Below are 26,880 nucleotides of genomic sequence, written 5' to 3' on the forward strand. Positions count from 1 at the left end.
CGCCTGGTGCGTGTCTATGTTCCGGCGACCCTGGCGATGTTGCAGCAGCTCGTCGCCGATCGGCTGCTGCACGCCCGCAGTGGGACCGCGTTCGCGGTCACGCCGGCGCTGCGCGAGTCCTATGCCGAAGGCGACGACGAAGAGCTTGCCGATGTTGCGCTTCGAGATGCGGCACTCGCCTCGCTGCGACTGTTGTCCGGCGAGGGCGCCTCGGATTTGCCTCCGCGGCGAGCGGTGGTGGTCGCCGAGGTCGAGGGCGTGACTGCGCGCCCGGATCTCGACGACGCGGTGGTGCGACTGTCGGCGCCGATCGCCTACGACGACGTGATCGCCGCATATGTCGACAATGCGGACGCCGAGCCCGCAGTGGTGGCTGCGATCGAGGCCGTCGACGCCGCTGACCTGGGCGATGAGGACGCGGAATTCATCGTCGGCGACGCCCAGGACCACGATCTCGCCTGGTATGCGCCCCAAGAGCTGCCGTTCCTGCTCGAGCTGCTGTGATGGCTCTCCCTTGGCTCAAGCGGCGAACCTACGGTACCGTAGGTTACGTCTCCCGGAGGACGGGAGACGCGATCCTGAAACTGGGGCAGGAGCTTTCGTTGGGCAAGAAATACAGCAGCAGCAGGCCCGCGGCCGTGCTCGCGGACACCGTGCGGCCGACCGTCGCCGGTGCCGGTAAGCATCGCGGGTGGGACGCGGCGCGGGCCCTTGCCGAGCGGATCACCACGCCACTGCTTCCCGACGACTATCTCAAGCTCGCCAACCCGTTGTGGTCGGCGCGTGAACTTCGCGGCCGGATTCTCGAGGTGCGCCGGGAAACCGAGGACTCCGCGACCCTGGTCATCAAGCCGGGCTGGGGATTCTCCTTCGACTATGAGCCCGGTCAGTACATCGGGATCGGGGTCCTGGTCGACGGCCGCTGGCGATGGCGGTCGTATTCGTTGACGTCCAGCCCGGTGACCGGGGCGCGCATCATCACGATCACCGTCAAGGCGATGCCCGAGGGGTTTCTGTCGTCCCACCTGGTCGGCGGAGTGGCGCCCGGCACGGTGGTGCGACTAGCGGCGCCGCAAGGCAACTTCGTGATGCCAGACCCTGCGCCCGCCTCGGTGTTGTTCATCACCGCCGGCTCCGGCATCACACCGGTGATGTCGATGCTTCGCACATTGGCTCGCCGCGATCAGATCACGGACGTGGTCCATTTGCATTCTGCGCCAACGGAATCCGACGTCATGTTCGCCGCCGAGCTGGCCGCTCTCGAGCGCAGCCATGACGGCTATCGGGTCAAGTTGCGGTCGACACGCACCGAAGGCCGCCTTGACCTGTCTGCGCTTGATGAGGAAGTGCCCGACTGGCGTCAGCGGCAGACCTGGGCCTGCGGTCCCGAAGGCATGCTCAACCACGCCGAGGGGGTTTGGACGGCCGCCGGCATAGCCGAGCGGTTGCACCTGGAGCGCTTTGCCGTATCGAAGGCCGCCGCGCACGGCGAGGGTGGCTCGGTGCAGTTCGCCCGCAGCGGGAAGACGCTGACCGTGGACGGGGCGACGCCACTGATGGACGCCGGCGAGAGCGTCGGCATCCAGATGCCGTTCGGCTGCCGGATGGGCATCTGTCAGTCGTGTGTCGTCCCACTGCTCGAGGGGCACGTCCGCGACCTGCGCACCGGTGTCGAGCACGAGCCGGGAAGCCGGGTGCAGACGTGCATTTCCGCAGCTTCTGGCGATTGTGTGCTCGACGTCTAAGGTTTACTGACCGGTAACCTACGGTATCGTAGGTTACGATAGGGTTGGCATCAGAAGGGAGGCAGAACAATGGCAATCACCGATGTACCGGCATTCGCGCATCTGACCGACTCAGACATCGAAAGTCTCGCGGTCGAGCTCGACGCCATCCGGCAGGACATTGAAGACTCCCGTGGGGAGCGCGACTCGCGCTACATCCGCCGCACCATCGCCGCCCAGCGTGCACTCGAGGTGGCGGGCCGGCTCATGCTGGCCGCGAGCTCGAAGCGATCGGCGTGGTGGGCGGGCACTGTGACTTTGGGTGTGGCCAAGATCATCGAGAACATGGAGATCGGCCACAACGTCATGCATGGCCAGTGGGACTGGATGAACGATCCCGAGATTCACTCCTCGACGTGGGAGTGGGATATGAGTGGGGCGTCCAAACACTGGCGGTTCACCCACAACTTCATGCACCACAAGTACACCAACATCCTCGGCATGGACGACGATGTGGGCTACGGCCTGCTGCGGGTCACCCGTGACGACAAGTGGAAGCCGTTCAACCTCGGCAACCTGTTCTACAACACCATGCTCGCGCTCGGTTTCGAGTGGGGCGTGGGGCTGCAGCACTTGGAACTCGGCAGGATGTTCAAGGGCCGCGACGACCGCGACGCCACCATGGTGCGGCTGCGCGAGTTCTCGGCGAAGGCCGGTCGCCAGCTTGCCAAGGACTACGTGGCGTGGCCCGCGGTGACGTCGCTGTCGCCCGGCGCGACGTTCTCCTCGACACTGAAGGCCAACGCGGTCGCCAACGTCATCCGAAACGTGTGGGCCAACGCGGTGATCTTCTGCGGCCACTTCCCTGATGGCGCAGAGAAATTCACCAAGACCGACATGGCAGGCGAGAGCAAGGGCGAGTGGTACCTGCGCCAGATGCTGGGCAGCGCCAACTTCGAGGGTGGACCCGCACTGCGCTTCATGAGCGGCAACCTGTGCCACCAGATCGAGCACCACCTGTATCCGGACCTTCCGAGCAGCCGGCTTCATGAGATCTCACTGCGGGTGCGCGAGGTCTGCGACAAGTACGACCTGCCGTACACGACGGGTTCGTTCCTGGTGCAGTACGGCAAGACATGGCGGACGATCGCCAAGCTGTCGCTGCCGGACAAGTATCTGCGCGATACCGCCGACGATGCGCCCGAGACTCGCAGCGAGCGGATGTTCACCGAGTTGGAGCCCAGTCAGCGGCGGGGCCTCAAGTCGGCCATCGCCGCAGTGCGGGCGCGCAGGCGCGAAAAGCGGGCTCTGGCAGCCTGATTCGCTTCAGGTTCGGCGCGCGATGAGGTAGGCGTGCGGCGTCGATTCGAAGCCGTCGTCGTTGGGTTCGCGCACCAGGCCCGCGTAAGGCTCTAGCCCGGCCTCGTCCAATAACAGTGCGACGGTGTCTGGTTGGCGGCGGTAGAACGTCAATGACACCTGCTCGCCGAACATCTCCTTGAATGTGCGTGGCTGATCGCCCACTTGGAATGCAATCAGCGCGACGCCGTCGGGTCGCAGCACCCGATGGAATTCCGCGAAGACCCGAGGCAGCAATTCGTCGGGTATGTGGATGACGGAGTACCACGCGCAGATCCCGTCGAAGAGGCCGTCCTCGAAGTCCAAACTCGTCATGGAGCCGACCTGAAACTGCAGGCCGGGATTGAGCCGTCGGGCGGTGGCAATCATGTTGGGGGACAAGTCGATACCGACGACGTTCATCCCGCTCTCCGACAACATGCGCGACGTCGCACCCGTGCCGCAGCCGACGTCGGCGATGAGCGCATCAGGGCCGGCCAGCCCGGCGAAGCCGGTCAGCATCGCGCGATCCAGCGGCTTGTTGTGCAGGTGGTCGTGGAACCGTTCGGCGTATTCGGTTGCGGTGAGGTCGTAGCCCTCGCGCGTCGTGTCCAGGAAGTCCAGATCGGTCACCTTCGCACTCTACGCACGGTCATCGGCCGCGAGCGTGCATGAAACGCCCGCGCCGGGCGGCGTGTCATTGTGCAGACACGCACGCTCGCGGAATGTGTCAGGTGTCGAGGCGGTCGAATTGGTCGGGGTTGGGACCCGTTCGTCCGGCCTCGCCCCTGTTCAGCGCGTCAAGGGCCGCGACATCGGCGTCGCTTAGTTCGAAGTCGAACAGCGCGAGATTCTCCCTGATCCGTTGCGGTGTCACCGATTTGGGGAACACCACGTCGCCGCGTTGGATGTGCCACCGCAGCACCACCTGCGCAGCCGACCTGCCCACCGCCTTGGCAATGCGCGCCACGGCGGGATCATTGGCCACCGCGCCGCGCGCCAGCGGCGCCCACGCCTCGGTCACGATGCCGTGCTCGCGGCCATACGCGCGCACTTCGTCGTTGCCGAAGTACGGGTGTAGCTCCACCTGGTTGACCGCGGGCGTGGTGTCGGCCTCGCGGGCCAGGCGCTTCAGATGTGCGACCTGAAAATTCGAAACCCCGATGCTGCGGGCCCGCCCGTCCTCCTTGAACTTCTCGAGCGTGCGCCATGTCGAGACGAAGTCAGCGCCGTAGCGCGTCGGCAACGGCCAGTGGATCAGAAACAGATCGACGTAGTCGAAGCCCAGCGCGGTCAGCGTGTCGTCGAAGGCACGGCGCGCCTCGTCGGGTTCGTGGACGCCATTGTTGAGCTTGCTGGTGACGAACACGTCGTCGCGGTCGACTCCCACCTCGCGGATGGCCTGCCCGACGCCATGCTCGTTGCGGTACATCTGCGCGGTGTCGATGTGACGGTATCCGGTCTCCAGCGCGGTGCGCACCGTGGCGGCCGTCTGATCAGGCGCGATCTTGTACGTGCCGAACCCCAACTGCGGGATGACAGTGCCGTCGTTGAGCGTGATGGCGGGTACCTGGCTCACGTCGGCCAGCCTAGTTCCCCCGATCGGGGGACAACGGATTCCACCGCTGCGACGGCCGATCACCGGACATACAGCGAGCGCAGGCCAGGGCATTCTTTAGCCATCGCCGGAACGCACCAGCGCAGAAACCGAAAAGCCCACTCACACAGGAGAATTCACAATGACCATCAACATCGCCCGCACCTTCGCACTGTCCGTCGTCTCGGCCGGCATCATCGGCGGCGCCGCTCTCGGCATGGCCGGCATGGCGAACGCTTCCACCTCGACACATCCGACCGGCCCCGGCCACATGTTCACCCCGAGCGTCAAGGCGCACCCCGCACCCGATGCGATGCCGGGCTGGCACGGCCACCACGGCGCCTGGCGCATCGAGCACTTCGAGCCCGGCTACCGCCCCTGACAGGCCGACGACCGACTGAGGCCCTCCCTTTCCCGGGGAGGGCCTCAGTTTTGTGCGGCCTCCCGCAGCACCGCAAGCAGCCGTCGCGCTGCGGCGACGCGCCCCGCCGCGGGCCCGGTCAGCGTGTCCAGCGCGCATTCCGGGTCGGCAGGCGGACCCATGTGCCCGCATCCACGCGGGCAGTCCTTGATCGCCTCGGACAGATCCGAGAACGCCAGCATCACGTCGTCGGGTTCGATGTGCGCAAGCCCGAACGACCGGATACCCGGCGTGTCGATCACCCAGCCGCCAAAGCTCAGCGGTAGCGCCACTGACTGCGTCGACGTGTGCCTGCCCCTGCCGATGTCGGTCACTGCACCGGTGGCCCGATCGGCATCCGGCACAAGGCGATTCACCAGTGTCGACTTGCCGACGCCCGAATGCCCCAGTAGCACGGTCACCTTGTCTGTCAGCATTGGCGCTACAGCGTCGAGCGGATCATCGCGGCCTGCGGTGGTGATGGTCAGGTCGAGGTCGGCGAACTGCGCGGCAAACGGTTCCGGCGGCGCCAGGTCGGTCTTCGTCAGGCACAGAATGGGTTCGAGCCCGCCGGCATACGCCGCGATCAGTGTCCGCTCGACCAGGCCGGTGCGCGGTGGGGGGTCGGCCAACGCGACCACGATCAGCAGCTGATCGGCGTTGGCTACGACGACGCGCTCGGTCGGATCCGTGTCATCGGCGGTGCGCCGCAACACCGTTCGCCGGTCACCGCGCCGAACGATCCGCGCCAGCGTGTCGGGTCGGCCGGAGATATCGCCGACGATGCCGACCTCGTCGCCGACCACGATCGGCGTGCGGCCCAGTTCCCTGGCCCGCATCGCGGTGACGCGCCGTTCGGGGTCACCGCCCAGCGCGCACCCCCACCGGCCACGGTCAACGGCGACGACCATGGCTTCCTGCGCGTCGGCATGCTCGGGGCGAGTCTTGGTCCGCGGCCGCGAGCCGCGACCGGGTCGCACCCGGACATCGGACTCGTCGTACTCGCGAGGACTCAATTGCCGGTTGTCCTCCTCGCGTGCGGATTGCCCGCGAGCAGTTCATCCCATAGCCGTGGGAAATCCGGCAGCGTCTTCGCTGTCGTGCCGATGTCTTCCACTTCGACTCCGGGCACGCGCAGCCCGACGATGGCTCCCGCGGTCGCCATCCGGTGGTCGGCATACGACTGCCACACCCCGCCGTGCAACGGCCGCGCGGTGATGCGAAGGCCGTCGGGCGTCTCCTCGCATCGCCCACCGAGCCGATTGATCTCGGCCGACAACGCCGCGAGCCGATCGGTTTCGTGGCCACGCAAATGCGCGATCCCGCTGAGCTGCGACACCGATCCGTCGGAGGCCAACGCGGCAAGCGCTGCGATCGCAGGTGTCAGCTCGCCGACGTCGTGCAGATCGACCTCGAAGCCGCCGTAACTCGGTGCGCCCTGCACCTCCAGATATGAACCGCCTTGGCGCACAACGGCACCCAGCTTCTCCAAGATCGCGAAGATGTCCTCGACTGGCTGGATGCTTGCCTCCGGCCAGCCCGAAACCCTGACGCTGCCACCGCTGACCACTGCGGCGGCCAGGAACGGTACCGCGTTGGACAGGTCTGGCTCAATGGTCCAGTCCCGCGCGGCAATTGGGCCCCGCGCGACGCGCCAGCGGTTGGCCGAGCTGTCGTCGACGTCGACGCCTGCATCGCGCAGCATCGAGACCGTCATCGCGATATGTGGCGCCGACGGCACCGATTCGCCGGTGTGCACGATCGTCAGCCCGTCGGCGAATGCCGCGCCTGAAAGCAGCAGACCCGAGACGAATTGCGACGAAGCCGAGGCGTCGATCTCGACCGTGCCACCGACCACCGAACCGGCGCCGCGCACCGAGAACGGCAGGCCGTCGCCGTCGATATCGACACCGAGGCCGCGAAGCCCGTCGAGCAACGGCGTGATCGGGCGAGCCCGGGCCTGTTCGTCACCGTCGAACAACACCGACTGCGTGCTCAGCGCGGCGACCGGCGGAAGGAAGCGCAGCACCGTGCCTGCCAGACCACAATCCACGCGGGCCTCGGGCCGGGGTGCGATGGCACCGCCGATGGTCAGCTCGCTCCCGGTGCCGTCGATGCCGACACCGAGGGTCTGCAACGCGCCGATCATCAGGTCGGTGTCGCGGCTGCGCAGTGCGCCGCTGATGGTCGACTTACCGTTCGCCGTCGCCAGCGCCGCGAGCACGAGCGCCCGGTTGGTCAGGGATTTGGAGCCGGGGATCGTCACGGTGGCATGCACAGGGGTCGACGTCGACGGTGCCTGCCAGTTGCTCACGGCTCTATCCTGCACTGTCGGTTGCGCGTGCCACCATGGGATACATGTGTGGGCGATTCGCGGTAACCACCGATCCGGCCCTGCTGGCCGAAAAGATCAAGGCCATCGACGAGAGCACAGCGGCCGCCAAGGACAAGGACACTCCCGGGGCCAACTACAACGTCGCACCGACCACCACGATCAGCACGGTGGTCAAGCGGCACACCGAACCGGATGACGAGTCGACGCGGCGGGTGCGGTCGATGCGGTGGGGTCTGGTCCCGCCGTGGGCCAAGGCCACAGACGACGGCGGTCCCGACACCAAGGGACCGCTGCTGATCAATGCGCGGGCCGAAAAGATCACCACCTCACCCGCGTTCCGCAACTCGGCGAAGAGCAAGCGCTGCCTGGTGCCGATGGACGGCTGGTACGAGTGGAAGCCCAACGGCGAACTCGCGTCGGGCAAGAAGGCGCCGAAGACTCCGTATTACATGTACGGCAGCGACGGCGAGATGCTGTTCATGGCGGGCCTGTGGTCGACGTGGCGGCCGAAAGACGCACCCAAGGATGCGCCGCCGCTGCTGAGTTGCACGATCATCACCACCGACGCGGCGGGCCCGCTGGCCGAGATCCACGACCGGATGCCGTTGACCATCAGCCGCGACGACTGGGACCGCTGGCTCGACCCCAACGCCCCCGTGGATGAGGGGCTGCTGCGCGGCCACGGCGACCTCGATCGCATCGCGATTCGCGAGGTCTCGCGCCTGGTCAACAGCATCCGAAACAACGGCCCCGAGTTGATCGAGCCGGCCAAGCAGGAGCCTGAGCAGGCGACACTGCTGTAGCCGAGGATTTCTCGGTTGAGTTAGAGTATTCCTCGTGCCGCGTTCGGGTGCGAGGACGTCAGATGCCCGGGACCGGTTGCTGCACGTGGCGCGGCGCCGGTTCGCGGTCGACGGTGCACTGGTGCCGACGCTCGACGAGGTTCGGCGCGAAGCCGAGGTCAGTGTCGGCGCGCTGTACCACCATTTCCCCGACAAGGCCGCGCTTGCCGCGGCTGTCTATGCGCAGTTGATGGCCGAATACCAAGCGGGATTCGTCGCGATGCTGCGCGAGCACGACACCGCCGAGGGCGGCATCCGCGGCGGCGTCGCGTATCACCTGCGGTGGGTGAGCGAGCATCGCGGCGAGGCCAGGCTGATGCTCGGCGACCGGCTCGACAGTGCGGCACTGCACGACGCCAATCGCGAGTTCTTCGCCGCTGTGAGCGACTGGTGGCGGCCGCATCACACGTACGGGGCGTTGCGGCCGATGCGCGTAGGGATCACGGCCGCGCTCTGGCTCGGCCCCGCGCAGGAGTTCAGCCGCCATTGGGTCGCAGACGGCGATGCCAAGTTGCCACGCGATGTGGTCGAGACGTTCGCGTCAGCCGCATGGACTGTATTGCGCGCCAACGATATTGAGGAGCAGAAGAAATGAATTCCATGTACCGCACCATCGTGGCGTCCGGTGACGACCCGGATGCGCCGCAGCGCGTGCACGTCGACCGCCGCGGCGACCGCACGGTGATCACGCTCGACGAATCCGACCGTCTCAACGTGCTTTCCGCTCCGTTGGTGCGTCAACTGCGGCGGGCGTTGGAAGCCGTGGACGCCGACCCCGATGTCCGTAGTGTCGTGCTGACCGGCGCCGATCCCGGGTTCAGTGCAGGCGGCGACCTGAAGATGATGAACGTGGCCATCGAATCGCTCGGCGAGCCTGAAGGCGTCGCCGACGTGTGGCGGTGGATCCGCCGCGAGTTCGGCGGCATTGCCAGGCTCATCGCCCGGTCGGACACCATCTTCATCGCTGCGCTCAACGGCGCGGCCGCCGGCGTCGGTCTGGCGTGGGCTCTGACCTGCGATTTGGTCGTCGCCAGCGACCGCGCGGTCATCGTCCCCGCGTTCGGCCGCCTCGGCCTCATCCCCGAGGTCGGCACCAGCTGGGCGCTGACCCGGCGGCTGGGCTACCAGGGCGCCCTGGCTTATTACCTGCGCGGCGACCACATAGACGCCGAGACGGCGTTACGGCTCGGGCTCGTGCAGGAGGTCGTCGAACACGACCGCCTGCTGGCTGCCGCCGACGAATGGTGTTCGCGCATCGCCGATTTGCCGCCGCATGCGGTCGCGATGAGCAAGCCGTTGCTGCGCGCGACTGCCGACGCGAATTGGAACGATGCGATCACGTTGGAGGAATTCGCCGAGCCCGCGTGCTTCACCACGGCGGCGTTTGCCGACAGTGTGCGCTCGATGCTGAAGTAGGCACAGCTGTTCACATCCGGTCCGATTATCGACTGAAACAATCGCAAATGGCCACCAGCCAGCCGGAATCGTCATTAACATAATCGCCGTGCTCACCCCGCTGCGCCGAGTATTGAGCTTTGAGATGACCATCGCCGAGTGGATCGGCACTGCGGCGATGCTCGCGGTCCCGTATCTGGCCGTCGGAGTGCTGTGGGCGCTGCTCAACTCGGGAGGGATCGCCGCGATCGTGTGGTGGCCTGCGCAGTTGGTGTCGACGGCGTGCCTGGCATGAACCCAGCGGACTGCCGCATCGGTATCGGTCGACGCACCGCGCGCTGGGATCCGATCGGCGATGTCAGCGCCACTGAGGCCATGGACTTTTGGGCATTCGCCGCCGGGGCCGCCAACGTCGTCATGCAACTGTCGTGGCCCGAGGTGGGTTACGGGGTCGCCGAAAGCAAGGTGGACTCCGGCAATCTGCTCAAGCACCCGTGGAAGCGGGCGAGGACGACCTTTGGTTACCTGGCCGTCGCACTGCTCGGCGGCCCCGACGACCGCGCCGCATTCCAAGAGGCGGTCAATGGTGCCCACCGCCACGTCAAGTCCACCGCGGACAGCCCGGTGCGCTACAACGCCTTCGACCGTGAACTTCAGATGTGGGTCGCCGCATGCCTTTTCGTCGGACTCGAGGACACCTATCAGCTGCTGCGCGGCGAGATGACGGCCGAACAGGCTGACCAGTTCTACCGGTCGGCGTGGACGTTGGGCACCACCCTGCAGGTCACCGAGGACCAATGGCCGCCGACTCGCGCGGAGTTCGACACCTACTGGGTTGACGCGTGCGGGCGCGTCTCAATCGACGACAACGTGCGCGCGTACCTGCAGGATCTGCTGAATCTGCGCATGATCAAACCTGTTCTGGCGTGGGCGTTTCGGCCACTTCTGAAATTCCTCACGGTCGGCTTCCTTGCTCCGGTTTTCCGCGAAGCCCTTGGTGTGCAGTGGAGCGATTTCAGACAGCGTCAGTTCGAGCGGCTGTTTCTGCTGGTTGCCCTCGTGAACCGGTTCCTGCCGGTGTTCATCCGCCAAGGCGGCAGTTACGTGCTGCTGGCCGACGTGCGCAGGCGGGTTCGCGATCACCGGGCGCTGGTGTGACCGTGCTGCGCCGGGTGTTGAGTCGCCGAGTCAGCGTCGAGGCGATGATCGAGTTCGCGTTGTGGATGGCGGTTCCCTACGTCGTGGCCGGGTTGGTGTTCGCCTTCTTCCGCGCCGAGCAGGTGGCCATGATCCAGACGCAACTGCAGACCCGGCTGCCGGCAGGCTCCGACATCGCGGCCTACGGGCTGACGGCTCTGTTCTGGCCTGCGGGGCTGTTCGGCGTCGACGTCTGCGTGGCGTAGCCGAGACGAGTATCCGAATACCTGCATCCGCGCGTGCGGCCGATGGGATTCTGACCACACGGCGCACATCCCGCTGCGCCGCGAAATGGGGGCCCCTGTATGACCGCGATCCAGCCAGACACCCGCCGAAACACGATTGAGGTGCGCAATCCAGCCGACGGCAGCGTCGTCGGGGAAGTACCCAACGATTCGGCAGAAACCGTCGCAGCCAAGGCTCGTGAGCTTCGGCTGTACCAGCCCGAGTGGGAGGCACTCGGCGCCAGGGGCCGAAAGACATGGCTACTGAAGTTCCAGGACTGGGTCCTCGACAACGCCGAACATCTCACGGATGTCGTGCAATCGGAGACCGGCAAGGTGCGGGCGGACGCTTCGCTCGAGGCGCCCCTGACCGCGGGACTGCTGGACTACTGGGCCGGCAACGCCGAGGCCTTCCTGCGCGACCGCCATCCGAAGCCACACAACATTCTGATGAAGACCAAGCGGTTGACCACCGCCTACCGGCCTTACCCTGTCGTCGGGTTGATCATCCCGTGGAATTTTCCGTTCGCAAACGCCGCACTCGATGGCGTCGCCGCGCTGGCCGCAGGGGCCGCCCTGCTACTCAAGCCGTCGGAGGTGACGCCGCTGAGCGCGGTCGAATTCGCCTGCGGCTGGACCGAAATCGGCGCGCCACCGGTGCTCGCGCTGACCACCGGCTACGCCGAAACCGGCGCCGCGGTGATCGCCAATTCCGACTACGTTCACTTCACCGGATCGACAGCCACCGGGCGCAAGGTCGCCGTGGCGTGTGCCGAGCGGTTGATCCCTTACAGCCTCGAGTTGGGCGGCAAAGATCCCGCGGTGGTGTTGGCCGACGCCGACCTCGAGCGCGCCGCCAACGGCATCGCGTGGGGCGGGATGACGAACTCCGGTCAGGTATGCGTGTCGATCGAACGGGTTTACGTCGAGGCGCCGATATACGACGAATTCGTCGCCAAGCTCACCGACAAGGTGAGCCAGCTGCGCCAGGGTCAGGACGACAACAGGTACCGCTTCGACGTGGGAGCGATGGCCACCGCCGCGCAACGCGACATCGTCGCGCGCCACGTCGACGAAGCGGTCGCCGGGGGAGCGCGGATAACCACCGGCGGCAAGCCGACTGGAGTCGGAACGTTCTTCGAGCCGACGGTGCTGGCCGACGCCGACCACTCGATGTCGTGCATGAGAGAAGAGACGTTCGGACCCACACTGCCGGTGGTGAAGGTGGCCGACGAGGACGAGGCGGTCCGGCTTGCCAACGATTCGCGCTACGGCCTTTCGGCCACGGTGTGGACCGGCGATGCCGCCCGCGGTGAACGGGTTGCGCGCCGGATCGAGGCGGGTGCCGTCAACATCAACGACGCGATGGCCAACGGGTTCCAGTTCGCGGTGCCGATGCCGGGCTGGAAAGACTCGGGGATCGGGGCACGCAACGGCGGAGCCGAAGGGATCCTGAAATACTGTCGCGTCCAAGCGATTACAACGCCGCGAATTCCGACGCAGGCGAATGAGCCGCTGTGGTACCCGTATTCGCGCAGGAAGTTCCGATTCGGGCTGGGTCTGATGCGCGCGAGCGCGGCTCACGGTCTGCGACGGCTCGGCGTCAAACCGCGGGGAGGTGCGCGATGAAGTGTCAGGGTGCGGTGATGCGGGGAGTCGGGCATGACTGGGACGTCACGGAGATCACCCTCGACCCGCCGCGCGAGGGCGAGGTATTGGTGAAGATGTCCGTCGCGGGAATCTGTCATTCCGACGATCACTTCAGCACCGGAGACATGGTGCCCACTCCAGACATGACGGCGATGATGGAGGCGATGGGCATGCCCACGCCGGATTACTTCCCGGCGCTCGGAGGCCATGAAGGTGCCGGCGTCGTCGAGGCGGTCGGTCCCGGTGTGCGGTCCGTGCAGCCGGGAGACCACGTGGGCCTGTCATTCATCGCCGCGTGCGGCGCATGTCGATGGTGCGTGTCGGGGATGACCTATCTCTGCGACAACGGCGCCAGCATGCTGGCCAGGGAAATGGTCACCGACAACACCGTGCGGCGTCACATCGGCGACCAGGATCTGATGGCCTTCTGCCAGCTCGGCACATTCGCCGAATACGCCGTCCTCGCAGAGGAATCGGTGATCAAGCTCGACGAGTCGACTCCGCTCGAAGCGGCATCGCTGGTGTCCTGCGGGGTGACGACAGGGTGGGGTTCCGGCACGGTCGGCGTGGGAACCAAACCCGGCGATACCGTTGTCGTAGTCGGCACGGGAGGTGTGGGAATCAACGCCGTGCAGGGGGCCCGCGCCGCGGGCGCAAACCTGGTGATCGCGGTGGATCCCGTTGAATTCAAGCGTGATTCGGCGAAGTTCTTCGGCGCCACCGACACCAGTCCGTCGATGGAGGAGGCCATCCCGCAGGTAAAGGAACTGACTCGTGGGGTGATGGCCGACCGCGTGGTGCTGACGCCCAGCGTGGTCACAGCGGACATGCTGGCACCGGCCTTGATGTTGACCGGTAAGGGCGGTACCTGCCTGATCACCGGTGTCCCGAAGTTCGAATTCAGTATGGTGCCGATGCTGCTCGTGGACATGCTGCAGAGCTGCAAGACGCTCAAAGGGCTGATCTACGGCGGCATGAACCCCCGCGCGAGCATGCCGATGCTATTGGACATGTACCGCAACGGTCATCTCAAGCTCGACGAGCTGATCACCAAGCGCTACAAGCTCGACCAGATCAACGACGCCATCCGGGACATGCGCGAAGGACGCAACATCCGCGGAATCATCGAATTCGACTAAGGCGCTTGGTATCCGGGCGGGTTCGGGGTGTCGACCCACAGGTCCACGCCCAGTTCGGAACCGGGGATGCAGTCGTAGACCGAGAGGTCGGTCACGCCGGATTCGAGCAACACGTCCTCACACAGCAGGGCGTTACCGGTGTACTCGCGGGCCGGCTTGTTGAGGATCGCGTACGCCGCGTCGGCGTACACGTCGGGCTTGCGCGCCCGGCCCATCGCCTCGTCGCCGCCGAGCAGGTTCTGCACTGCGGCGGTGGCCACCAGCGTGCGCGGCCACAGGGTGTTCGACGCAATGCCGTCCTCGCGCAGTTCCTCGGCCATCGCCAACGCGCACAACGACATTCCGTACTTGGCCATCATGTACGCGGTGGGCTTGAGCCATTCGGGCTCCAGCCGGACCGGCGGCGACAGCGTCAGGATGTGCGGGTTCTCCCGGCCGATCATGTGGGGAATGCAGGCCTGCGAAACCGTGTAGGTGCCGCGGACCTGGATGCCGTTCATCAAATCGAAGCGCTTGAGCGGAACCTCTTTGATGGAGCCGAGGTTGATCGCCGAGGCGTTGTTGACGCAGATGTCGATGCCGCCGAACTGCTCGACGGTCTGCGCGACCGCAGCCGCGACCGATTCCTCGTCGCGGATGTCGCCGACGATGGGCAGTGCCTGCCCGCCTGCCTCCTCCAGTTCCTTGGCCGCGGTGTACACCGTGCCGGGAAGCTTCGGGTGCGGCTCGGCGGTCTTGGCGATCAGTGCGATGTTGGCGCCGTCGGCGGCCGCCCGCTTGGCGATCGCCAGCCCGATGCCACGACTGGCGCCGGAGATGAACATGGTCTTCTGCGAAAGCGACATGGGGTCACCCTAGGCGGCGTGTGCCAACCGACGGCGCGAGTGTGGGATTAATACACGTCCCCGCCCCAGAAAGCGTGACGGTAACCCACGTTCGGCACAGCGTCAGGCGCAGATGTCGGCGGTGACCGCGTTCGTCAGCGCGATCAGGTCCTGCGGATGCAGCGCGACGTCCCAGCCGCGCTTACCCGCGCTGCACAACACCTCGTCCCAATCCAGCGCCGACACATCGACGACGGTCGGCAACCGCTTGCGCTGCCCGAACGGCGAGATCCCGCCGATCACGTAGCCGGTCGATCGTTCGGCGGCCGCCCGCTCGGCCATCGTCGCCTTGGGCACACCCAGCGCCGCCGCGGCGGCCTTCAACGACAACTTCGACGGCACGGGAATCACCGCGACGGCCAGACCCTTGGGCAGCGCGATGACAAGCGTCTTGAACACCTGCTCCGGCACGATCCCTTTGTTGCCCTCCACCGCTCCTGCGAGCGCTTCGACCGCCTCCTCGCCGAACGAATCGGTCCGGGGGTCGTGGTGGTACTGAAGCACCTGGTGAGGAATTTGCGCGGCTAACAAGGCCGCGATCGCCGGAGTTGCCGCACGCGCCACCGGCTCAGCGTATGCGGGAACAATCGCGTCCGTCCGCGCTGTTATTGCATGCAGTTCGGCCCGCAAAGGGGTCATGTCCGTTGCAGCCTCTAGGATCAAGGAAGGGGTCTTTGGTGCCTGCCATATGCCTGGACCGTCCGGTCGACGTGCCGGGCCTGTTTGGCGGCACCGCAACGGAAGGGACGGTGTTCCCCACAATGACCGACATCGACGGGCAGGCGCCGGACACGGCGCCGGAAACGCCGGTGCCCGATTCGGCGCCCGCGCCGGTGCCCGATTCGGCGCCCGCGCCGGTGCCCGACAAACCGGACGAGACCGACGCCGAGCTCACGGCGCGGTTCGAGCGCGATGCGATTCCGCTGCTCGACCAGCTCTACGGCGGTGCGCTGCGCATGACGCGCAATCCGGCGGATGCCGAGGACTTGCTGCAGGAAACCATGGTGAAGGCCTACGCCGGCTTCCGCTCGTTCCGCGAGGGCACCAATCTGAAGGCGTGGCTGTACCGGATCCTGACCAACACCTACATCAACAGCTACCGCAAGAAGCAGCGGCAGCCGTCCGAGTATCCGACCGAGGAGATCACCGACTGGCAGCTGGCTGCCAACGCGGAGCACTCCTCGACCGGCTTGCGCTCGGCGGAGGTGGAGGCGCTGGAGGCACTGCCGGACAGCGAGATCAAGGAGGCTCTGCAGGCGCTGCCTGAGGAGTTCCGGATGGCGGTGTATTACGCCGACGTCGAAGGCTTCCCGTACAAGGAGATCGCCGAGATCATGGACACGCCGATTGGGACTGTGATGTCCCGGTTGCACCGAGGCAGGCGCCAACTGCGCGAGTTGTTGGCCGACGTGGCACGGGACCGGGGCTTCATCCGCGGACAGCAGCTCGACACACCCGAGGAGGTGTCGTCATGAGCGACCGTAACGCCGAAGAACGCTGGTCCCCGCCGGTCGGCCCGGTAGACCCCGAGCACCCCGAATGTGCGGCGGTGATCGCGGAGGTCTGGACGCTGCTGGACGGCGAATGCACCGCAGAAACCCGCGACAAGCTCCGGCATCATCTAGAAGAGTGCCCGACGTGCCTGCGCTATTACGGCGTAGAGGAGCGGGTCAAAACTTTGATTGCGAAGAAGTGCAGCGGTGAGAAGGCGCCTGAAGGGCTACGTGAGCGGCTGCGGGTCGAGATCAGCCGCACCACGATCATCCGGCGCGGCTAGCGCCCCACCGATTTCGAACCGGCGTTCGGCCGCTTTCCGTGGTTGGCCTTTGAGTGTTTGCGGTCGCGCTTCTTGCGGCCACGCTTGGCCATGATGATTCTCCCGTTTTGTTGAAGGCTTGCTGAACTTGCGTCCATTGTCTCATGGCCTGCCGCAGCACCCGAACCGTGCCGTTGTGGTTCGATAGAGCGGCATGGAGCAGCCGAAAGGGGTGAAGATGGCCGAGGATGTTCGCGCCGAGATCGTAGCCAGTGTGCTCGAGGTTGTGGTTCACGAGGGCGACCAGATCGGTGAGGGCGACACCCTGGTGCTGCTGGAGTCGATGAAGATGGAGATTCCGGTGCTGGCCGAAGTAGCGGGCACCGTCAGCAAGGTGAGTGTGTCCGTTGGCGATGTCATCCAGGCCGGCGACCTCATCGCGGTGATCAGCTGACGCGCGCTCTTTTAGCCCCGGCGCCGGAGTAAGCCCCGATGTCCACTCTCGGTGATCTGCTCGCCGAGCACACGATTCTTCCCGGCAATGCCGTCGACCATCTGCACGCGCTGGTCGGCGAGTGGCAGCTGCTGGCCGACCTGTCGTTCGCCGACTACCTGATGTGGGTGCGCCGCGACGACGGGGTGGTGGTGTGCGTCGCGCAGGTTCGTCCGAACACGGCGCCGACGGTGCTGCTGGCCGATGCGGTGGGCACCGTGAAACACGCCGACAAGATGCCGTTGGTGACGTCTGCATTCGTGTCCGGTGCGATCGGCCGGGAAAACGGTGCGGGCCAACAGGATTCGGGCGGCCTCAAGGTGGAGGCAGTGCCGGTTCGGTATGGCAACGATGTGGTGGCGGTCCTGACGCATCAGACGGCGCTGGGATCGCGCAACGCGAGTCCGCTGGAGAGCGCCTACCTCGACTGCGCAGGCGATCTGCTGTTGATGCTGTCCGAGGGCACCTTCCCCAACGTCGGCGACCTCGCGATGTCACGCTCGAGCCCGCGCGTCGGCGACGGATTCATCCGACTCGACGAGGCGGGCGTCGTCACCTTCGCCAGCCCGAACGCGATCTCGGCCTATCACCGAATGGGCCTGGCCGCCGAACTCGAGGGCCACAACCTCGTCGCAGTGACGCGGCCGTTGATCGGCGATCCCTTCGAGGCGCAGGAGCTGGCCAACCATGTCCGCGACTCACTGGCCGGCGGGTCGAGCATGCGGATGGAGGTCGACGCAGGCGGAGCGGCGGTGCTGCTGCGCACGCTGCCATTGGTGGTGCACGGCAAGGCCGTTGGCGCCGCGGTGCTGATTCGCGACGTGACCGAGGTGAAGCGCCGCGACCGTGCACTGCTGTCCAAAGACGCCACCATCCGCGAGATCCACCATCGCGTGAAGAACAACCTGCAGACCGTCGCGGCGCTGTTGCGGCTTCAGGCCAGGCGCACCAACAATGCCGAGGGTCGCGAAGCGTTGATCGAATCCGTCAGGCGGGTTTCGTCAATCGCGCTCGTGCACGACGCGCTTTCGATGTCGGTCGATGAGGAAGTCAACCTCGACGAGGTCATCGACCGGATCCTGCCGATCATGAATGACGTTGCGGCGCCGGACAATACGGACGCTCCGATCCGCATCAACCGCGTCGGCGACCTTGGTGTGCTCGACGCCGATCGCGCCACTGCGCTGATCATGGTGATCACCGAGCTCGTGCAAAACGCCATCGAGCACGCTTTCGACGGCAGCAAGCAACAGGGCTGTGTGACGATCCGGGCGGAGCGCTCAGCGCGCTGGCTGGATGTGGTCGTGCACGACGACGGCAGGGGCCTGCCCGACGGCTTCAGTCTGGAGAAGTCCGATCGGCTCGGTCTGCAGATCGTGCGCACGCTCGTATCAGCCGAACTGGACGGTTCGCTGGGCATGCATGACGTGCCGACGGGCGGGACGGACGTGGTGCTGCGGGTACCGATCGGGCGCAAGGCGCGACTAGCGCAGTAACTCCACAGCAATGTCACAATTTGTGATGCGTTTTGGCAAATTGTCGTTGTGTGACGTAATTCTCATTAAATTGCATTTGCACATAGTTACGGCCCCGACAAGATTTGCCGGGGCCGTAGCCAAATTCGAATCGCTGGTGGCGGTCAGACCCCGCTGCGGGCCTTGGTGCGAGCGTTGCGCCGCTTGAGCGCACGCCGCTCGTCCTCGCTCATTCCACCCCACACGCCGGCGTCCTGGCCCGAATCCAATGCCCAGGTGAGGCACTCCGTGGTCACCGGGCAGCGGTTACAGACAAGCTTCGCGTCAGCGATCTGCGCGAGCGCCGGGCCACTGTTCCCCACGGGGAAGAACAGCTCCGGATCTTCGTCGCGACAGACAGCCTTGTGGCGCCAATCCATAGGTCCCAATCTCCTTACTGTGTGCGCAGCAGGGCGCACGAGCTATTTTCTTCGGCTGTTAACGCGTGCACTTGAAATGTTTCTGCACTGTTGCATCCGATGCTTTCACAGGCTGAACAGATGTCAATACTCGTGAGTTAACAAGTGGGTAATCTCACTAACGAGGGTCGTTAGCAGAACCCCCACTCGTTTGTACTACACTCAACCGATCTGCGCCCTCAATCGGAGGGGCGAAATCCATCAACGCTGGTCAAGCGCTTGTTTGGCGGGCGGTGCGACCACGCCAAGCGCGTCGGGAACCGCTGTGAACGTCATCGACCGCCTCGGACCCAGATAGTCGCCGTCGATCTGACACGCCACCGGCGTGTCGCTCGTCACCCGCACCCACGGCAGGTCGTCGTGGCGGATCAAGTGTTCGGCTTCCAGCCGTGGTCTCTTGGACACCATCTGTCGCACCAGCCTCAAATTGGCCCAGACGTTCATGCTGGTGATCGCGAACAGGCCGAGGCCGGTCTCGAACGTGGTCGCCGGATTCGTCCAGACCGGTCGCGTGTTCGCGTACGTCCACGGGCTCGAGTTGGACACGAACGCGAAGTGCACACCGGGGACGGGGTCGGCGCCAGGCAGATGCAGTGTCAACGACGGTTCCTCGCGGGCGCTGGAGAGCATCTCCCTGACCGCGACCCGGATGTAGCGCGAAGCGGTCACCTTGCGGCCCTTGTCCCGCTGGGCTTCCACGGCAGCCACGACGTCGCCGTCCACGCCCATACCGGCGGTGAACACGCACCAGCGCTCACCGCAGTCCATCAACCCGATGCGGCGCCAGGTCTTGCGCCGCTTGTAGGCCGAAAGCAGGTCGACGAGCTGGTTGGTCGCCTCGAGCGGGTCCGGGCTGATGCCAAGCGCACGGGCGAAGACGTTGGCCGAGCCGCCGGGAACGATCCCGACCGCGGGAGCGGGCCCGCCAGGGCCGACCTCGCCGAGAATCCCGTTGACGACCTCGTTCACCGTGCCGTCGCCGCCGTGCACGATCAGCACGTCGACGCCCTCGCGCGCCGCGTCACGGCCGATCTCGATGGCATGACCCCGATGATCGGTGTGGGCGACGGTCAGCTTCACGCGGCTCTCCAGCGCGTGGGCCAGCAGGTCGCGGCCGGCAGGCGTGGTCGAGGTCGCATTGGGGTTGACGATCAGCACGGCGCGCACGGGGTCCGAGCCTATCCGCCAGCCTCTAGGCTCGACTCCGTGATCGTTCCCTCGCCATCCACTGTTCGGCAGGCAGCCGTCGCCGTCGCGCTCGAGGGCGCCGCGCTGGTCGGCGTCGCAGCGGTGCTGGTGGTGCGTCACCTCGGGGGTGTTCGGGATCAGCCGTGGCTCAGCGGGTACGGCACGGCCGCCTGGTTCGTCATCATGGGCGCCGGGGTGCTGGCCGCAGGATGGGCGTTGTGGACCGGCCGCCGGTGGGGCCGCGGCATTGCGGTGTTTGCCCAGCTGCTGCTGTTGCCCGTGGCGTGGTACATGGGCGTCGGCTCACAGCGTTGGGTTTATGCCGTCCCGGTCGGTGTCGTCGCGCTGGCCACGCTCGGGCTTTTGTTCGCGCCGTCGACGCTGCAGTGGCTGGGTGCTCAGGATCCGGCCAGCGCCGACAACTCCGGGCCCGACACCCGGTAGGTGATCCACTCGGTCTGCGGCCGCCCCCCGACGGCGTCGTAGAGCGCGATCGCATTGACGTTCCAGTCCAGCACGGCCCACGACAGCCGCGTATATCCGCCGTCGACGCAGACTTTGGCCAACGTGGACAACATCTTTCGGGCCAGTCCGCGGCGGCGGAACTGCGGGCGCACGAAGAGGTCTTCGAGATAGACACCCGCAACGCCGTCCCAGGTGGAGAAGTTGCGAAACCACAGCGCACCGGCGGCGGCCTGACCGTCGACCTCTGCGATGTGCCCGTATACCGTCGGGTGATCGGCGAAAAGGGCTTCCCGCAACTGACTTTCGGTAACCGTGCAGTCCGCGCTGGCGCGCTCGAACTCTGCCAGTTCGTGGATCATCGCGGTCAGTTCGGACTCGTCGCCGGGCTGCACCGGTCGGATGATTTCAGTCAAGGCTGTACTCCGTGAACTCCAAGGGCCGACAAGATCGTGTTGAATTTTGTTGTGGTTTCCGCGACTTCGTCGTCGGGATCGGATTCGGCGACGATGCCGCCGCCCGAGTGCGCGTCGGCGGTCCGCCGATCCGCCGACAGTTGCGCGCACCGGATGGACACCAGCCAGCGGCCGTCACCGCGCTGGTCGCACCAGCCGACCGCACCGGCGTAGAAGCCGCGGTCGCCCTCGAGCTCGTTGATCAGTTCGGCCGCCGCCGACGCGGGCACTCCGCCGACGGCTGGCGTGGGGTGCAGCGCTATCGCCAAATCCAATGAGGTGGTGGTTTTTTCGCGCAGCGTGCCGGTGATGGGGGTGTAGAGGTGCCAGACCGCCGCGGTCTTGCTCAGCTGCGGTGTCGGGGCGATCTGGAGATCGACGCAGAACGGTTCGAGGGCCTCGCGCATCGCGTCGACAACGAGTTGGTGTTCGTGGCGATCCTTGGCCGAAGCGGCAAGGGCCGCGCCGCTGGCCTCGTCGGCCTCGGGATCGGGCAGTCGCGGTGCCGAGCCCGCGAACGGGCGGCAGGTCACCTGGTCACCGCGCCGCGCGACGAGCAGTTCCGGGCTGGCGCCGACCAGCGCGGCGCCCGAGTATCCGCCGCCCGCGGCGGTGAGGTCGACCAGATACGCGTTGGCTGTCGCGTCGTTGGTCACCAGTCGGTGCACGATGGTGCGGGCATCCAGTGGCCCGTCGGCGACCAGCCGCAACGCCCTGGCCAACACCACCTTGTGCAGGCCGCTGGCGGGATCCTGCAGTCGGCGCAGCGCCGCGCCGATGCGCGCGCGGTGCTCCTCGGGATCGGGCATCGCCTGCGCGATACGTACCGTCGGCAGCTCGCGCAGCGGCCAGTCGGGCAGCGCGTCGGTGAACTGCACCGCCTGCGGACGGATCAGCGCCGCAGGCTTGGTCAAGTCAAAAGGCAAGGCGCCCAAGATGATTGGTGTGCTGTGCGAGGCAAGCGCGGCTCTGGCTTCGGCAATCCGGGGAAAGGCGGTGTGCACACCCTCGGCGACCACCACGCCGGTGCGCCCCGCGAGCACGAAGGCCGGTTCGCGGGTCACGCCGGCAGGCACGGGTGGCGGTGGCCCGTCAGTCCTAGCGCGCTGATCTGGCGCACACCGTGTTCGAAGCCGCACACCGCGATCGACGCGGCCACCATCGCGAACCTGATCCCCTCGGAGATCTGAAGCTCCACCCACCGCGTCAGCACGGCGCGGGAGAAATGGCCATGCCCGACGAACAGCACGTCGCGCGACTCCATCTGCTCCAACGCATACGCGATCGCCTTGTCGGCCCGTTCACTGACCTGCTGCAGGCTCTCTCCGCCGGGGCAGCCGTGCGTCCAGACCAGCCAGTCGGGCACCTTCTCCTGGATCTGCTTGGTGGTCAAGCCTTCGTAGTCGCCGTAGTCCCATTCCGACAGCAGCGGAGACACCTCGTCGACTTTCAGGCCGGCCAGTTCGGCGGTGACCAGCGCCCGCTGCCGAGGGCTGGAGACAACCAGCGGGTTGTCCAGGGTGAGCACCGAAAGCGCGTCGGCGGTCAGCTTGGCCTGTTCGCGGCCCGTCTCGGTCAGGTCGAGTTCGGTCCTGCTGGTGTGCTGACCTGACTTCGACCACTCCGTCTCGCCATGGCGAAGCAGAAACAGCCGATGCTGCACGAGGCCCACGCGGACTGATTCTGCCGCACGTCGGCTGCTGCGTGGGTACCCGTGCAACGATGAACACCGTGACGCGGGTACTTGCGGTCGCCAATCAAAAGGGTGGGGTCGCCAAAACGACGACGGTTGCGTCGTTGGGCGCGGCGATGGAGGAGAAGGGCAGACGGGTATTGCTCGTCGACCTGGATCCCCAGGGATGTTTGACGTTCTCCCTGGGCCAGGACCCCGACAAGCTGGCCGTGTCGATCCATGAGGTGCTGCTCGGCGAGGTCGAACCCGACGCCGCACTGGTCGACACGTCGGAGGGCATGACGCTGCTGCCCGCCAATATCGACCTCGCCGGAGCCGAGGCGATGCTGTTGATGCGGGCCGGCCGCGAGTATGCGCTCAAGCGGGCGCTGGCCAAGGTCGGCGGCACCTACGACGTGGTGATCATCGACTGCCCGCCGTCGCTGGGTGTGCTGACTCTCAACGGGCTCACGGCTGCCGACGACGTGATCGTCCCGCTGCAGTGCGAGACGTTGGCGCACCGCGGCGTCGGGCAGTTCCTGCGCACGATCACCGACGTGCAGCAGATCACCAACTCCGACCTCAAGCTGCTCGGCGCGCTGCCGACGCTCTACGACTCGCGCACGACCCACAGCCGCGACGTGCTGCTCGACGTCGCCGACCGCTACGACCTGCCGGTGCTCGCCCCGCCGATCCCGCGCACCGTGCGGTTCGCCGAGGCCAGCGCGTCGGGGTGCTCGGTGTTGGCTGGCAGGAAGAACAAAGGCGCGCTCGCGTACCGCGAACTGGCAGGCGCGCTGCTCAAGCATTGGAAGAACGGCAAGGCGCTGGCGACCTTCACCCCGGAGATGTAAGCGGCCCCGATGAATCCGCGCCCTGCGGCGTATCTGAATTGCCATGACAACAATCGTGGACAAGACAGTTCTGATCACCGGAGGCAACCGCGGCATCGGCCGCGCGCTCGTCGAGGACGCGCTGAGAAGGGGCGCGAGAAAGGTCTATGTCGGCACCCGCAAGCCGGTGCCCAACTCCAATGCCGTACCGGTGCAACTGGATGTGACCGATGAGGAGCAGATCCAGCGGGCAGTCGCGCAGATCGGCTCGCTCGATGTTCTGGTCAACAACGCAGGCATCGCCGCCTATGACGACCTCAGCGACCAGGCCGCACTGCAACATCACCTGGACGTCAACCTGTTCGGCACCTACCGGGTCACGCAGGCTTTCCTTCCGCTGCTGAGCAATTCACGCGGCGCCGTCATCAACAACCTCTCGGTGAATGCGCTGGCTCCGTTACCGCTCATTCCCGCCTACTCGGTGTCGAAGGCCGCAGCGTTCTCGCTGACGCAGTCGCAGCGAACATTGTTGGCGGACAAGGGTATAACCGTTCATGCCGTCCTGACCGGAATCGTGGACACCGACATGACGCGGGGCCTCGAAGCGCCGAAGGCTTCGCCAGAGTTCGTTGCGCGCGCGATCTTCGACGGTGTGGAGAACGGCGAAGAGGACATCTTCCCCGATGCGATGTCGGTGTCGATGGCGCAGGGCTGGCGCAGCGGACCTGCCAAGGCGCTCGAGCGACAGTACGCCGCATTGGCAGCTGCCGAATTCGCTAAGGCACAAGCGAATTCGGTCTGATCAGCGGGTTGGCGGCGCTCGGATCGTGCGTCGGTACCACCGTCACGCGATCTCTGACGGCGTGCAGCCGGTGCAGCGTGCGGAACGCCTCGTCGCGGTCTTCGTCCGCGAGTCCTCCGGGATAGCTGGACTTCTGGCGGATGTCGTCGATCTGGTAGGTGTGCCACGCGGCGTCGCCGGCAAGCAGTACGGGACCGGCCGCGGTGTGCAGTAGCACGCCGACGCTGCCGGGAGTGTGTCCCGCGAGGTCGACGATGACGACTGAGCCGTCGCCGAACACGTCGTGGCTGCGGGTGAACGTCAGCACAGGTGGACCGTCGAGGTCGTATTCGACCGTGGTGCGGCCTTCCAGAGCATCGCGAACTCCACCCACAGGAGCCACGGATCCGGTTGTCACCCAAGCGTGTTCGACGTGGTGCAGGTGGATGGGCAGGCCCGGGAGGTCGAGGAGACCGCAGACGTGGTCCCAGTGCGCGTGCGTCGGCAGCGCGAAATCGATGTGCGACGCCGCGTAGCCCTGCTCGGCGAGCGCGGACACCGTCGGGACGACGTCGGCCCCCGGTCGGACCGCCGCGCGCAGCACCGAGGGGAGTTGCGCGACGGCACGTTCTGAAACGTTGACGCAGACGCCGGGGTCCACAATGAACCTTGCCGACGGATGGGTCACGACGAAGGAGGTCAGCGCATTATCGATGCGCCTCGGCTGCCTTCGGCCCTCCACGATCAATGCGGTCGGAACCGAGCGCGGCACCTGGCGCAGCGGCGAAACCGATACTGTCACAGCGGCATTCGGCAGGCCGGCGTCGGGTAACGAGGCAAGGAACCGGGCGTCGGCGCGGCGCGGGCGAAGCATGCCCATCCCGACGCCGAGGAACGCGCCGCAGCAGGCGGCCAAGGACGGGGATCTGACTGGACTCGACATGTATGCCACGCTAGAACTTCAGGTTGACCTGAAGTAAAGGGGAAATCGTGACCGACAACGGCCAGCGGATCGGCGACGCGGCGGCCACGCTCGCGGTCGCCACACACGTGTTGCGGCACTGGGAGGATGTCGGGCTGCTGCGGCCGCGCAGGCTCTCGTCGGGGCACCGCGCCTACGACGACCAGACGATCGGCCAGGCCCGGATGATCCAGATCTGTCAGCAGGCGGGGCTGTCACTCGCGGAGATCAAGGAACTCGCCAGGCGCGACCGTGGACGCAGGATCGCGCTGATCGAGAGCAAGCGTGCCCAGATCGCCCGACAGGTTTCGAACCTTCGGCGTGCCGACAAGTTCCTCGAACACATCGCACACTGCGAGCACCCGGTGATTTCCGAGTGCCCGGAATGCTCGGCGCTGACTAACCCAGCGCGACCAGCTGGTCGCCGCGCTGCTCGATGATCGTCGACCCCGCCACCGCCGGTACCACCGCTGCCGAGCTCGGCGGGCGTTGCACCGGAATGTGTTCGACGCCGGCTCCCGTGGCTGGATCGAATACGTCATAGCCGCCGGTGACAGGAACCAGCAGTCGGCCGGCCATCATCGTCGCGGGGCCGAGCGGGATGTTGCTGCCCGCCGCGCTGACGCTGTAGCGGTAGTGAAGTCCGTTGGCGGAGAACACCATTACGGTGTCGCCGGTCCACCACGTGATCAGGTCGCCCGCACGCGACATCACTGCGTTCGGCGACGGCGGTTTGGCCACCAGCGTGCTGGCGACGGTAGCGCCGGTCTCGTCGACGATGTTGACCGTCGGCTTCGGTGTTGGCACGTAGACCGCGGTCGTGGTGTCGGACACCGCGACCACGCGCGCGCCTGAGCCGTCGGCGACGCCGGGCTGCGGCACGTATTTCAGGTCGGGCGTGTCTTCTTCGTCCGCGGGCCGCAGCAACGTCAGCCGCAGATCGGCCTGCTTCGGGCAGGCCTCCAGCACCGAAACCGCCGTCGAACTCGACTCGGCGGACACCAGCCGGCAGATCGTCGACGCCGGCACGCTCGGCTTGATCCGAGCGTCGAGCGCGCCATACGACAGCATCCGGACCATGTCGGAGCGCCACAGCTCCAAGCGGCTGTCGCCGGCCGCGAGCACCACGGTGCCGTCGGAGGACAGCTTCACCTCTGGGTCGGCGTAGGCGGTGCGACTCGGTCCACGCTGGCCGGTCTTCGCGTCGATCGTGCTGACCTGCCCGCAGCCGCGGACGTCCGGATACACCGCGACCGCGTAGTTGTACACGTAGGTGACGCCACACAGTTCGAGGTCACGCGCATAGGTCCACCGCGCGTTCCCGGTGGCCGGATCACGGCCGTCGACCTCGCGGCCGTCGCCGGTGATGACATTGCCGCCGACCACCAACGGCGTAGTGGTCTTCGGGCTCGAAGCCGTCCACAGTTGCCGCAGCCCGGTGGGCACCGCCTTCGCCGACGGCAGGGTCGGTGCGGGCGTCGCAGCGGGCCTGCTGATCGTGGCCCTGGCATCGCTGGTCCACCAGATCAGAGCGGCGACGATGACGACCACTGCGGCGATCACCGCGGCCGCCACCAGGTCAGCCTTGGTGCGGCGTTCGGGTTTGACCATCCGTCGGACG

Annotated in this window: 33 protein-coding genes; 20 read left to right on the top strand and 13 right to left on the bottom strand. The window is 66.4% G+C overall.

The window, feature by feature from the left end; all coding sequences use genetic code 11:
- Positions 1 to 3 precede the first annotated feature (3 nt).
- The 3 genes from J3E61_RS17765 to J3E61_RS17775 all read left to right on the top strand — a co-directional run bounded on the left by J3E61_RS17765 (position 4) and on the right by J3E61_RS17775 (position 3,044).
- A complete protein-coding gene (locus tag J3E61_RS17765) occupies positions 4 to 504 on the top strand; it encodes a hypothetical protein (RefSeq protein WP_192722435.1) in 501 nt (166 codons plus the stop codon).
- A 98-nt stretch (positions 505 to 602) separates the two neighbouring features.
- Positions 603 to 1,745, top strand: coding sequence for a ferredoxin reductase (locus J3E61_RS17770; protein ID WP_210085606.1), 1,143 nt, complete (start codon positions 603 to 605; stop codon positions 1,743 to 1,745).
- Positions 1,746 to 1,814: 69 nt separating this feature from the next.
- Positions 1,815 to 3,044, top strand: coding sequence for a fatty acid desaturase (locus J3E61_RS17775; RefSeq protein WP_210084425.1), 1,230 nt, complete (start codon positions 1,815 to 1,817; stop codon positions 3,042 to 3,044).
- A 6-nt stretch (positions 3,045 to 3,050) separates the two neighbouring features.
- Here the strand turns inward: J3E61_RS17775 and J3E61_RS17780 are convergent, their stop codons facing one another.
- Positions 3,051 to 3,695 (bottom strand): methyltransferase domain-containing protein, encoded by a 645-nt coding sequence (locus J3E61_RS17780; RefSeq protein WP_192721699.1) that lies wholly within the window; start codon positions 3,693 to 3,695, stop codon positions 3,051 to 3,053.
- A gap of 97 nt (positions 3,696 to 3,792) precedes the next feature.
- Complete coding sequence (locus J3E61_RS17785; RefSeq protein WP_210084426.1) at positions 3,793 to 4,641, bottom strand: aldo/keto reductase; 849 nt, start codon at positions 4,639 to 4,641, stop codon at positions 3,793 to 3,795.
- A gap of 160 nt (positions 4,642 to 4,801) precedes the next feature.
- Here J3E61_RS17785 and J3E61_RS17790 point away from each other — a divergent pair, with 160 nt between their 5' ends.
- Positions 4,802 to 5,041, top strand: a complete 240-nt coding sequence (locus J3E61_RS17790; protein WP_192721697.1) for a hypothetical protein — start codon at positions 4,802 to 4,804, stop codon at positions 5,039 to 5,041.
- Between the two features lie 44 nt (positions 5,042 to 5,085).
- On the opposite strand, the gene rsgA is transcribed toward J3E61_RS17790, so the two are convergent.
- A complete protein-coding gene (gene rsgA / locus J3E61_RS17795; protein WP_210084427.1) occupies positions 5,086 to 6,075 on the bottom strand; it encodes a ribosome small subunit-dependent GTPase A in 990 nt (329 codons plus the stop codon).
- Complete coding sequence (gene aroA / locus J3E61_RS17800) at positions 6,072 to 7,373, bottom strand: 3-phosphoshikimate 1-carboxyvinyltransferase (RefSeq protein WP_210084428.1); 1,302 nt, start codon at positions 7,371 to 7,373, stop codon at positions 6,072 to 6,074. Before aroA ends, rsgA begins: the two co-directional genes overlap by 4 nt.
- Positions 7,374 to 7,417: 44 nt before the next feature.
- Between aroA and J3E61_RS17805 the strand changes: the two genes are divergently transcribed.
- From J3E61_RS17805 to J3E61_RS17840, 8 genes are all read left to right on the top strand, one after another.
- The gene (locus tag J3E61_RS17805) at positions 7,418 to 8,197 is read left to right on the top strand and encodes an SOS response-associated peptidase (protein ID WP_210084429.1); all 780 of its coding nucleotides are present in this window, start codon (positions 7,418 to 7,420) and stop codon (positions 8,195 to 8,197) included.
- A 34-nt stretch (positions 8,198 to 8,231) separates the two neighbouring features.
- A complete protein-coding gene (locus tag J3E61_RS17810) occupies positions 8,232 to 8,831 on the top strand; it encodes a TetR family transcriptional regulator (protein WP_192721693.1) in 600 nt (199 codons plus the stop codon).
- The gene (locus J3E61_RS17815) at positions 8,828 to 9,652 is read left to right on the top strand and encodes an enoyl-CoA hydratase/isomerase family protein (protein WP_192721692.1); all 825 of its coding nucleotides are present in this window, start codon (positions 8,828 to 8,830) and stop codon (positions 9,650 to 9,652) included. Before J3E61_RS17810 ends, J3E61_RS17815 begins: the two co-directional genes overlap by 4 nt.
- An 82-nt stretch (positions 9,653 to 9,734) precedes the next feature.
- Positions 9,735 to 9,926: a hypothetical protein gene (locus J3E61_RS17820; protein WP_210085607.1), complete on the top strand. Its 192-nt coding sequence runs from the start codon at positions 9,735 to 9,737 to the stop codon at positions 9,924 to 9,926.
- A complete protein-coding gene (locus tag J3E61_RS17825; RefSeq protein WP_210084430.1) occupies positions 9,923 to 10,789 on the top strand; it encodes a DUF2236 domain-containing protein in 867 nt (288 codons plus the stop codon). Before J3E61_RS17820 ends, J3E61_RS17825 begins: the two co-directional genes overlap by 4 nt.
- Complete coding sequence (locus J3E61_RS17830; RefSeq protein ID WP_210084431.1) at positions 10,786 to 11,034, top strand: hypothetical protein; 249 nt, start codon at positions 10,786 to 10,788, stop codon at positions 11,032 to 11,034. The genes J3E61_RS17825 and J3E61_RS17830 overlap by 4 nt, the downstream gene beginning before the upstream one ends.
- Positions 11,035 to 11,133: 99 nt before the next feature.
- A complete protein-coding gene (locus tag J3E61_RS17835; protein ID WP_210084432.1) occupies positions 11,134 to 12,681 on the top strand; it encodes an aldehyde dehydrogenase family protein in 1,548 nt (515 codons plus the stop codon).
- Positions 12,678 to 13,841: an NDMA-dependent alcohol dehydrogenase gene (locus J3E61_RS17840; RefSeq protein WP_210084433.1), complete on the top strand. Its 1,164-nt coding sequence runs from the start codon at positions 12,678 to 12,680 to the stop codon at positions 13,839 to 13,841. The genes J3E61_RS17835 and J3E61_RS17840 overlap by 4 nt, the downstream gene beginning before the upstream one ends.
- Here the strand turns inward: J3E61_RS17840 and J3E61_RS17845 are convergent.
- Positions 13,838 to 14,686 (bottom strand): NAD(P)-dependent oxidoreductase, encoded by an 849-nt coding sequence (locus J3E61_RS17845; protein ID WP_210084434.1) that lies wholly within the window; start codon positions 14,684 to 14,686, stop codon positions 13,838 to 13,840. The genes J3E61_RS17840 and J3E61_RS17845 overlap by 4 nt on opposite strands.
- A 102-nt stretch (positions 14,687 to 14,788) precedes the next feature.
- Positions 14,789 to 15,289 carry an aminoacyl-tRNA deacylase gene (locus tag J3E61_RS17850; RefSeq protein WP_210084435.1) on the bottom strand — a complete coding sequence of 167 codons (501 nt, stop codon included), beginning with the start codon at positions 15,287 to 15,289 and terminating at the stop codon, positions 14,789 to 14,791.
- A gap of 269 nt (positions 15,290 to 15,558) precedes the next feature.
- Here J3E61_RS17850 and J3E61_RS17855 point away from each other — a divergent pair, with 269 nt between their 5' ends.
- The 4 genes from J3E61_RS17855 to J3E61_RS17870 all read left to right on the top strand — a co-directional run bounded on the left by J3E61_RS17855 (position 15,559) and on the right by J3E61_RS17870 (position 18,470).
- Positions 15,559 to 16,200 carry a sigma-70 family RNA polymerase sigma factor gene (locus tag J3E61_RS17855; protein WP_210085608.1) on the top strand — a complete coding sequence of 214 codons (642 nt, stop codon included), beginning with the start codon at positions 15,559 to 15,561 and terminating at the stop codon, positions 16,198 to 16,200.
- Positions 16,197 to 16,502, top strand: a complete 306-nt coding sequence (gene rsrA / locus J3E61_RS17860; protein WP_192721685.1) for a mycothiol system anti-sigma-R factor — start codon at positions 16,197 to 16,199, stop codon at positions 16,500 to 16,502. Before J3E61_RS17855 ends, rsrA begins: the two co-directional genes overlap by 4 nt.
- Positions 16,503 to 16,719: 217 nt before the next feature.
- Positions 16,720 to 16,935, top strand: coding sequence for a biotin/lipoyl-binding carrier protein (locus J3E61_RS17865; protein ID WP_006245864.1), 216 nt, complete (start codon positions 16,720 to 16,722; stop codon positions 16,933 to 16,935).
- 38 nt (positions 16,936 to 16,973) lie between these two features.
- Positions 16,974 to 18,470 carry a histidine kinase N-terminal domain-containing protein gene (locus J3E61_RS17870; protein WP_210084436.1) on the top strand — a complete coding sequence of 499 codons (1,497 nt, stop codon included), beginning with the start codon at positions 16,974 to 16,976 and terminating at the stop codon, positions 18,468 to 18,470.
- Between the two features lie 143 nt (positions 18,471 to 18,613).
- On the opposite strand, the gene whiB1 is transcribed toward J3E61_RS17870, so the two are convergent.
- Both whiB1 and J3E61_RS17880 read right to left on the bottom strand, forming a co-directional pair.
- Entirely contained in the window at positions 18,614 to 18,868 is a 255-nt protein-coding gene (gene whiB1 / locus J3E61_RS17875; RefSeq protein ID WP_015305418.1) for a transcriptional regulator WhiB1, read from the bottom strand.
- 240 nt (positions 18,869 to 19,108) lie between these two features.
- A complete protein-coding gene (locus J3E61_RS17880) occupies positions 19,109 to 20,074 on the bottom strand; it encodes a diacylglycerol kinase family lipid kinase (protein ID WP_210084437.1) in 966 nt (321 codons plus the stop codon).
- A 39-nt stretch (positions 20,075 to 20,113) separates the two neighbouring features.
- Here J3E61_RS17880 and J3E61_RS17885 point away from each other — a divergent pair, with 39 nt between their 5' ends.
- On the top strand, positions 20,114 to 20,539 hold the full coding sequence (locus J3E61_RS17885) for a hypothetical protein (RefSeq protein WP_210084438.1): 426 nt from the start codon (positions 20,114 to 20,116) through the stop codon (positions 20,537 to 20,539).
- Here J3E61_RS17885 and J3E61_RS17890 read toward each other — a convergent pair.
- The 3 genes from J3E61_RS17890 to J3E61_RS17900 are packed head-to-tail and all read right to left on the bottom strand — an operon-like array spanning position 20,494 to position 22,684.
- Positions 20,494 to 20,973 carry a GNAT family N-acetyltransferase gene (locus tag J3E61_RS17890; RefSeq protein ID WP_192721681.1) on the bottom strand — a complete coding sequence of 160 codons (480 nt, stop codon included), beginning with the start codon at positions 20,971 to 20,973 and terminating at the stop codon, positions 20,494 to 20,496. The genes J3E61_RS17885 and J3E61_RS17890 overlap by 46 nt on opposite strands.
- Positions 20,970 to 22,076 (bottom strand): isochorismate synthase, encoded by a 1,107-nt coding sequence (locus J3E61_RS17895; RefSeq protein WP_210084439.1) that lies wholly within the window; start codon positions 22,074 to 22,076, stop codon positions 20,970 to 20,972. Before J3E61_RS17895 ends, J3E61_RS17890 begins: the two co-directional genes overlap by 4 nt.
- Complete coding sequence (locus tag J3E61_RS17900; protein ID WP_192721679.1) at positions 22,073 to 22,684, bottom strand: acid phosphatase; 612 nt, start codon at positions 22,682 to 22,684, stop codon at positions 22,073 to 22,075. Before J3E61_RS17900 ends, J3E61_RS17895 begins: the two co-directional genes overlap by 4 nt.
- Positions 22,685 to 22,734: 50 nt before the next feature.
- On the opposite strand from J3E61_RS17900, the gene J3E61_RS17905 reads away from it, so the two are divergent.
- On the top strand, positions 22,735 to 23,538 hold the full coding sequence (locus J3E61_RS17905) for an AAA family ATPase (RefSeq protein WP_192721678.1): 804 nt from the start codon (positions 22,735 to 22,737) through the stop codon (positions 23,536 to 23,538).
- 43 nt (positions 23,539 to 23,581) lie between these two features.
- On the top strand, positions 23,582 to 24,319 hold the full coding sequence (locus tag J3E61_RS17910) for an SDR family NAD(P)-dependent oxidoreductase (RefSeq protein WP_210084440.1): 738 nt from the start codon (positions 23,582 to 23,584) through the stop codon (positions 24,317 to 24,319).
- On the opposite strand, the gene J3E61_RS17915 is transcribed toward J3E61_RS17910, so the two are convergent.
- Positions 24,294 to 25,241 (bottom strand): MBL fold metallo-hydrolase, encoded by a 948-nt coding sequence (locus tag J3E61_RS17915; protein ID WP_210084441.1) that lies wholly within the window; start codon positions 25,239 to 25,241, stop codon positions 24,294 to 24,296. The genes J3E61_RS17910 and J3E61_RS17915 overlap by 26 nt on opposite strands.
- A 47-nt stretch (positions 25,242 to 25,288) precedes the next feature.
- Here J3E61_RS17915 and J3E61_RS17920 point away from each other — a divergent pair, with 47 nt between their 5' ends.
- On the top strand, positions 25,289 to 25,699 hold the full coding sequence (locus J3E61_RS17920; protein WP_210084442.1) for a MerR family transcriptional regulator: 411 nt from the start codon (positions 25,289 to 25,291) through the stop codon (positions 25,697 to 25,699).
- Here J3E61_RS17920 and J3E61_RS17925 read toward each other — a convergent pair.
- Entirely contained in the window at positions 25,659 to 26,870 is a 1,212-nt protein-coding gene (locus tag J3E61_RS17925) for a PQQ-binding-like beta-propeller repeat protein (RefSeq protein WP_210084443.1), read from the bottom strand. The two genes, J3E61_RS17920 and J3E61_RS17925, sit on opposite strands and share 41 nt — an antisense overlap.
- Positions 26,871 to 26,880: the final 10 nt, after the last annotated feature.

Origin of the sequence: Mycobacterium sp. OAE908 (genome assembly GCF_017872775.1) — a bacterium.
Lineage (GTDB): Bacteria > Actinomycetota > Actinomycetes > Mycobacteriales > Mycobacteriaceae > Mycobacterium.